Origin of the sequence: Kitasatospora sp. NPDC001539 (assembly GCF_040298565.1) — a bacterium.
GTDB lineage: Bacteria > Actinomycetota > Actinomycetes > Streptomycetales > Streptomycetaceae > Kitasatospora.
The window spans coordinates 1-6710 of record NZ_JBEPAK010000320.1 but is presented as its reverse complement, the minus strand read 5'-3'; the positions used below and the strand labels follow the sequence as shown (position 1 = coordinate 6710).

Genomic DNA, 6710 nt, shown 5'->3' with positions numbered 1-6710 from the left:
TGCGTCCCCTTCCGGGCGCCGCTCTGGGGCGGTTGGGCCCCGCGCCCGCCCGCCCCCACCCCCGCCCCCCCGCCCGCGGGGGCCGGGGGCGCGGGTCGGGAGCGGGAGGCCTCAGGCCGCCGTGGTCTCCACCAGGACCTCGCGGCTGCCGGAGCGCGGGCCGCGCAGTACGGCCAGGAAGGCGACGCCGATGCCGACCAGGGCCCAGACCACCAGGACGGCGATCGGCATCCCGAGGTTGGTGGAGCCGAAGTAGGCGATGGACTTGGTGGCGCTGGTGCCGGCGCCGTTCGGGATCAGCGAGCCGATCGCCCGCCAGAATGGCGGCATCATCGGCGCCGGGTAGACGCCGCCGGCGCTCGGGTTGCCCAGCACCACGAAGACCAGGACCGCGAGCCCGATGCCGATGATGCCGAACAGGCACTGCAGCGCCATGGTGAAGGCGCCGACCGTGAACACCACCAGGGCGCCGATGGCCGTCAGGGCCAGGACGGAACCGGGCAGTGCGTCCAGGATCGGCCCGGCGATGAGCGTGCCGCCGAGGCCGGCGCCGACCGAGTACAGCGCGAGCACGCCGAGGCGGATCAGCAGGCGGTGGAGGTTGGCCGGCTTGGAGCCGGCGCTGATGCCGAGGATCGAGGCGACCAGGTAGCCGCCGACGCACCAGCCGATGACCAGGTAGAAGGCGGTGAGCCCGTTGGTGTCGCCCTTGGCCAGCGGCACGACGTCCTCGACCTTGACCGTCCGGCCCTGGGACTTGTCCAGCGCGGTGGTGATGCTCTCGGCGGCCTTGGCGGCGGAGGTGCCGCGGGCGCTGCCGACCAGCAGGGTGTCCTCGGTGCCGTTCGGGTTCACGACCAGCGCGGCGTAGACCTTCTGGTCCTTGATCTGCTGGGTGGCCGTCTCGGCGTCCGGCGCGGTGACGGGCTTGGCGGCCTCGTCCGGTACCGATTCGAGGGCCTGCACCAGCTTCGGCGTGACCTGGGGCGGGGCGACCACCGCGATCGACAGCTTGTGGGGGGTCGGGTGGTGCAGCGCTCCGACGTACGAGGCGATGAAGCCGAGCTGCAGCAGCAGCACGCCGATCACCAGCAGCGCTGCACGCGGTGTGACCGCGCCCTTCAGTTCCGCGACGAAACCCTGCCCGGGGGCGGTCATCCACATCTCCTTGCGTATCAGGCGAAATCGGATACTTAATACTATGAAGTAGTTGAGCTGCCCTCAACCTCCGCACCGCCGGGGGCCCGGTCGCGACCGGGCGGTACCGGCGCCGCGGCGGCGGAGAAGCCCTGGTGGCGGTGGAGGGCGAGGGGGGGCTGCCGGCCCGGCGGGGCCGCGTCGGCGTGACCGAACTCTCACGCACGGTGCACCAGGAGTCGCAGGGCGCGCCGGACGGCGTGCCGCAGGAGCCGAGGGCTTTGTCGGGGCTTGAAGAAAGTTGCCTTAGTCAACCATCGAGATTATGGTTGCTTAAGGCAACGAATTTGTGCCGCCCGCGTACCCCCTCCTCCCGCCGAAGGACCCAGATGACCGTGACAGTCGAATCGACAGCACGAACCGGGGTCGACGACCGACCGATGACCCACCGGCAGGTGATGGAGGCGCTGTCCGGCCTGCTGCTCGGCCTGTTCGTGGCCGTGCTCTCGTCGACCGTCGTCTCCAACGCCCTGCCGCACATCCTCACCGACCTGCACGGCGGCCAGTCCGCCTACACCTGGGTGATCACCGCCGCCCTGCTCACCCTGACCGCCTCCACCCCGATCTGGGGCAAGCTCTCCGACCTCGCCAGCAAGAAGCTGCTGCTGCAGATCGCCCTGCTGATCTACATCGCCACCTCGGCGCTGGCCGGCCTCTCGCAGAACACCGGTGAGCTGATCGCCTGCCGTGCCCTCCAGGGCATCGGCGCCGGCGGTGTGGTCGCGCTCGGCCAGATCTGCCTGGCCGCGATGGTCCCGCCGCGCGAGCGCGGCCGCTACAGCGGCTACTTCGGCGCGGTCTTCGCCCTCGCCACCATCGGCGGCCCGCTGATCGGCGGCGTCATCGTGGACACCTCCTGGCTGGGCTGGCGCTGGTGCTTCTACGTGGGCATCCCGTTCGCGCTGGCCGCGATCCTGGTGGTGCAGCGCACCCTCAAGCTGCCCGTGGTCAAGCGCCGGGTGAAGATCGACTACCTGGGCGCGCTGGTCATCACCGGCGCCGTCAGCCTGCTGATGATCTGGATCACGCTGGCCGGCAAGAACTACCCCTGGATCTCCTGGCAGACCGCGGCCATGGTCGGCGGCGGCCTGCTGCTGGGCGCCCTGGCGGTCGCGGTCGAGCGCCGCGCCGCCGAGCCGATCATCCCGCCGGACCTCTTCCGGTACCGCACCGTCACCCTGGCCGCGATCGCCAGCGTGCTGGTCGGCGTCGGGATGTACGGCGCCACCACCTTCCTCAGCCAGTACTTCCAGCTGGCCCGGGCCAAGTCCCCGACCATGGCCGGTCTGATGACCCTGCCGATGATCATCGGCCTGGCGCTGTCCTCGGCGGTGGCCGGCCGGCTGATCACCAAGTACGGCAAGTGGAAGGCCTACCTGGTCTCCGGCACCGCGCTGCTCGCGATCGGCTTCGCACTGCTCGGCACCGCCCGGGCCGACACCGACTACGTGCTGCTCTCCGTCTACATGGCGATCACCGGCATCGGCCTCGGCCTGACCAGCCAGAACCTGGTGCTCGCGGTGCAGAACACGGTGCCCCGGCACGAGCTCGGCGCGGCCAGCTCGGTCGTCACCTTCTTCCGCACCATGGGCGGCGCGATGGGCGTCTCCGCGCTCGGCGCGCTGATGACCACCAAGGTCGGCGACTACCTGGCGGCGAACCTGGCCGCGGCGCACGTCCCGGCCGGGCACGCGGCGGCCGGCGGCGGCATCCCGGACCTGGCCAAGCTGCCGGCCCCGATCGTCCCGCTGGTGACGGACGCCTTCGGCCACGGCGTCGGCACCGTCTTCCTGTGGGCCGCCCCGTTCGCGGCGCTGTCCTTCGTCACCGTGCTGTTCATCCGGGAGACCGCGCTGAAGACGACCCAGGAGAACTGACCAGCCAGGAGAACCGACCAGCCAGGAGAACCGACCACCCAGGAGGACTGACGCCGGGAGGGTCGCCCGGTCGGCGGAGGCGGCCGTCGGGACGGGATGCGCGAACGGGCCGGGGAGTGGCGACCACTCCCCGGCCCGTTCGGCGTCGCCGACCTACGGCGCGGCGATCAGCACCAGGCCGTAGACCACGGCGGCGGCGCAGAGCGCGAAGCAGGTGTACGCGCCGGCCAGCAGGGCGGGCCCGCCGCCGGAGGCCCGGTCGGCCCCGCCCTCGCGGGCGCTCAGCGCGGCCTCACGGCGGGACAGCGCCAGCATGCCGAGGGCGAAGACGGCGACCACGGCGACGGTGACGCCGAAGCTGATGCCGGCGGTCTGGGCCAGGGCGTTCCACTTGATGTGCATGGTGAGTGCTCCTCAGCCGCGGTGCTCAGGCCGCGACCGTGGTCGAGGCGGGGGTGGGGGCGGCGCCGACCGGGGCGGCGACCTCGACGGGGGTGACCTCGGCGACGTCGTTGACGTTGTCCGCGCCGACCGGCTGGCGGCGGGAGATCATCCACATCGCGCCCGAACCGGCCACCAGCGCCGCGCCGACCAGGGCCACGCCCCAGCTGCCCTGGCGGGCCAGCAGGGCGGCGCCGCCGGAGACCAGCGCGGCGGCCGGCAGGGTCAGGCCCCAGGTGTAGACCATGCGGCGGACCATGCTCCAGCGCAGCTCGCCCTTCGGGCCGCCGAGGCCCGCGCCCATGATGCCGCCGGAGCAGACCTGGGTGGTGGAGAGGCCGAAGCCCATGTGCGAGGAGGTCAGGATGACGGTGGCGGCGGCCGACTCGGAGGCGAAGCCCTGCGGCGGGCGGATGTCCGCCAGGCCCTTGCCCATCGAGCGGATGATCCGCCAGCCGCCCATGTAGGTGCCGAGCGCGATCGCGGCGCCGGCCGAGACGATCACCCAGGTGGGGGGCAGCGCGCCGTGCGGCAGGGCGCCGACGGAGACCAGGGTCAGGGTGATGATGCCCATCGTCTTCTGGGCGTCGTTGGTGCCGTGCGCGAGCGAGATCAGCGAGGAGGAGAAGACCTGACCGGTCCTGAAGCCCTTCTCGATGGTCCCGGTGGCGCCCTTGCGGGTGATCGCGTACGCCAGCTTGGTGGCGCCCCAGGAGGCGAGGCCGGCGACGAAGGGGGAGGCGACCGCCGGGATGATGATCTTGGTGATCACGGTGTCGAAGTTGACGCCGTTCATGCCGACGCCGACGATCGTGGCGCCGATCAGGCCGCCGTACAGGGCGTGCGACGAGCTGGACGGCAGGCCGCGCAGCCAGGTCAGCAGGTTCCAGAGGATCGCGCCGGCCAGGGCGGCGAAGATGATCTCGGGATGGACGCCGGCCTTCTCGTTGACGATGCCGCCGGAGATGGTGGTGGCGACCTTCACGGACAGGAACGCACCCGCGAAGTTGAGCAGGGCCGCGATGGTGACCGCGACCTTCGGACGAAGGGCCCCGGTCGCGATCGCGGTGGCGGCCGCGTTGGCGGTGTCGTGGAACCCGTTGGTGAAGTCGAAGGCGAGCGCCGCGATGATCACAACGGCTACCAGGAACGAGATGTGTTCCATACCCAAACAATCGTCGTAGTTGTCGCACGGACGTTGATGACGCCGTGACCGTAGGGTGGCTGAGTGAACGGAAGGTGAACTGGGCCGGGAATCGTGGTTCCGATGGTGGCCGCCGGGTGTCCGGAAACTTTCCTGGGGGTGGCAAGGGGCGGTCTGAGCTGGGCATTCGCGAAGAAAACCCCGTTTCGCCCCCGTTTGCTGAGACCTGTCTCACATCCCGGTCGAGAATTAACCTCCTGGTCCGGGTGCGCCCTGTTTCCGGCGCGGTCACCCGTGGGAGGATCGGCGGGATCCGGCACGGGTCGACGACAGGGCAGGACAGGTCGGGGAGGACCACCCATGGGCGGGGCTGCAGAGCGGACGGAGTCGACGGGCGTACGCCCCTGGGTGCGGGCGGCCCTGCGGTGCGGAGCCGTCCTCGCGGCCGCCGCGCTCGCACTGCCCGCCGCCGCCCAGGCCGCCTACGCCGCACCCGATCCGGGAGCGGGCGTCGCGGTGTCGCCCGGAGCCGACCCACTGGCCCAGGCCAAGGCCACCCTCGGGCCGCTGCTCGACCAGCTGCACGGGCTCTACCAGAGCGCCGAGGCCGCCACCGAGCAGTACAACGGCGCGGTGGCCAAGGTCGCCGAGCAGCAGGCCGCGCTCACCGACCTCCAGGGCAGACTGGACCGGCAGCAGAAGCAGGTCGACGCCGGAACGGACATCGCCTCCCAGCTCGCCGCCGCCCAGTACCGCAACGGCTCCGCCTCCGCCTACGCCGAACTGCTGCTCTCCAAGGACCCGTACGAAGCGGTCACCATCGCCGAGCTGCTCGCCACCGCCAGCCGCTCGCAGTCCGAGTTCCTGGACCGGCTCCGGGCGGACCGGGACGCGCTGGACGGGCTGAAGAAGCAGACCGAGGAGGCGCTCAACACCTCCCGGGCGCTGGTCGCCCAGCAGGACGCCGCCAAGGCCAAGGTCGCCGCCGACCTCGCCTCGGTCGAGCAGCTGGTCTCCTCGCTGACCGGCGCCCAGCGTGCCGAGCTGGAGCAGCTCGAGAAGGCCAAGGCCGACGAGGCCCAGCTCGCCTTCCTCGCCTCCGGCGCCCTCGGCAAGGGCGAGCGCACCCCCTCGCTGGCCGGGCGCGCGGCGGTCGCCTTCGCGCTGGCGCAGCTCGGGAAGCCGTACCTGTGGGGCGGCACCGGCCCGGACTCCTACGACTGCTCGGGCCTCACCTCGCAGGCCTGGCTGCACGCCGGGAAGCCCATCCCGCGCACCAGCCAGGAGCAGTGGGCGCAACTGCAGCACGTCCCGCTGAACCAGCTGCGGCCCGGTGACCTGGTGATCTACTTCCAGGACGCCTCGCACGTCGGGATGTACCTCGGCGGCGGACTGATCGTCCAGGCCCCGCGGCCGGGCGCGTTCATCAAGGTCTCGCCGATCGGCTCGATGCCGATCCTCGGGGCCGTCCGGCCGGACCCGGACGGAGCGGCGGACGACGCCGGCGGCGCCTGGAAGGTGCCGGACCTGCCGAAGGGCTGGGACTCCGTCACCCCGATCGCGCCCAGCCCGGCCAACCAGGTCACGCCCGCGCCCACCCCGGGCGGCCCGGCGGCCCAGCAGCCGACCACCCCGGCGACGCCGGGCGGCACGCCCTCGGGCTCCGGCACGCCCACCGACCCCGGCACCGCCACCCCGAGCAACCCGGGCACCCCGACCCAGACCCCGACCGGCACGCCCACCGGGACCCCGACCGGCACCCCGACCGGGACGCCGGCGCCGACCCAGACCCCGACCGGCACCCCGACCCAGACCCCGAGCGGCGGCACGGGCTCGCCGACCACCACCGGCACCCCGAGCACCACGGGCTCGGCCGGCGCCTCGGCCCCGGGCAGCGCCACGGCGACCCTGCCGCTGGGCGGTCTGCTGCACTGACCGACGGCGGAGGCCGCCCCGAATCCCCCGAGCTCGTGCGGGCGCCGGGGGGGGGGGCCCCGAACGTGAGCGGGGGGCGCACCCCCCCCCCCCCCGCCGCGGGGTGGAATCCGAAG

5 protein-coding genes are annotated in these 6710 nt (G+C 72.6%); 2 read left to right on the top strand and 3 right to left on the bottom strand.

What is annotated here, in order from left to right:
• Window positions 1-111: 111 nt before the first annotated feature.
• A complete protein-coding gene (locus ABT247_RS30460; RefSeq protein WP_350748982.1) occupies window positions 112-1158 on the bottom strand; it encodes an ABC transporter permease in 1047 nt (348 codons plus the stop codon).
• Window positions 1159-1577: 419 nt separating this feature from the next.
• On the opposite strand from ABT247_RS30460, the gene ABT247_RS30455 reads away from it, so the two are divergent.
• Window positions 1578-3074, top strand: coding sequence for an MDR family MFS transporter (locus ABT247_RS30455; protein WP_350748979.1), 1497 nt, complete (start codon window positions 1578-1580; stop codon window positions 3072-3074).
• 153 nt (window positions 3075-3227) lie between these two features.
• Here the strand turns inward: ABT247_RS30455 and ABT247_RS30450 are convergent, their stop codons facing one another.
• Complete coding sequence (locus tag ABT247_RS30450) at window positions 3228-3476, bottom strand: hypothetical protein (RefSeq protein WP_350748976.1); 249 nt, start codon at window positions 3474-3476, stop codon at window positions 3228-3230.
• Between the two features lie 25 nt (window positions 3477-3501).
• Entirely contained in the window at window positions 3502-4680 is a 1179-nt protein-coding gene (locus ABT247_RS30445; protein ID WP_350748973.1) for an inorganic phosphate transporter, read from the bottom strand.
• 339 nt (window positions 4681-5019) lie between these two features.
• Here ABT247_RS30445 and ABT247_RS30440 point away from each other — a divergent pair, with 339 nt between their 5' ends.
• Window positions 5020-6594 (top strand): C40 family peptidase, encoded by a 1575-nt coding sequence (locus ABT247_RS30440; protein WP_350748971.1) that lies wholly within the window; start codon window positions 5020-5022, stop codon window positions 6592-6594.
• Window positions 6595-6710 lie beyond the last annotated feature (116 nt).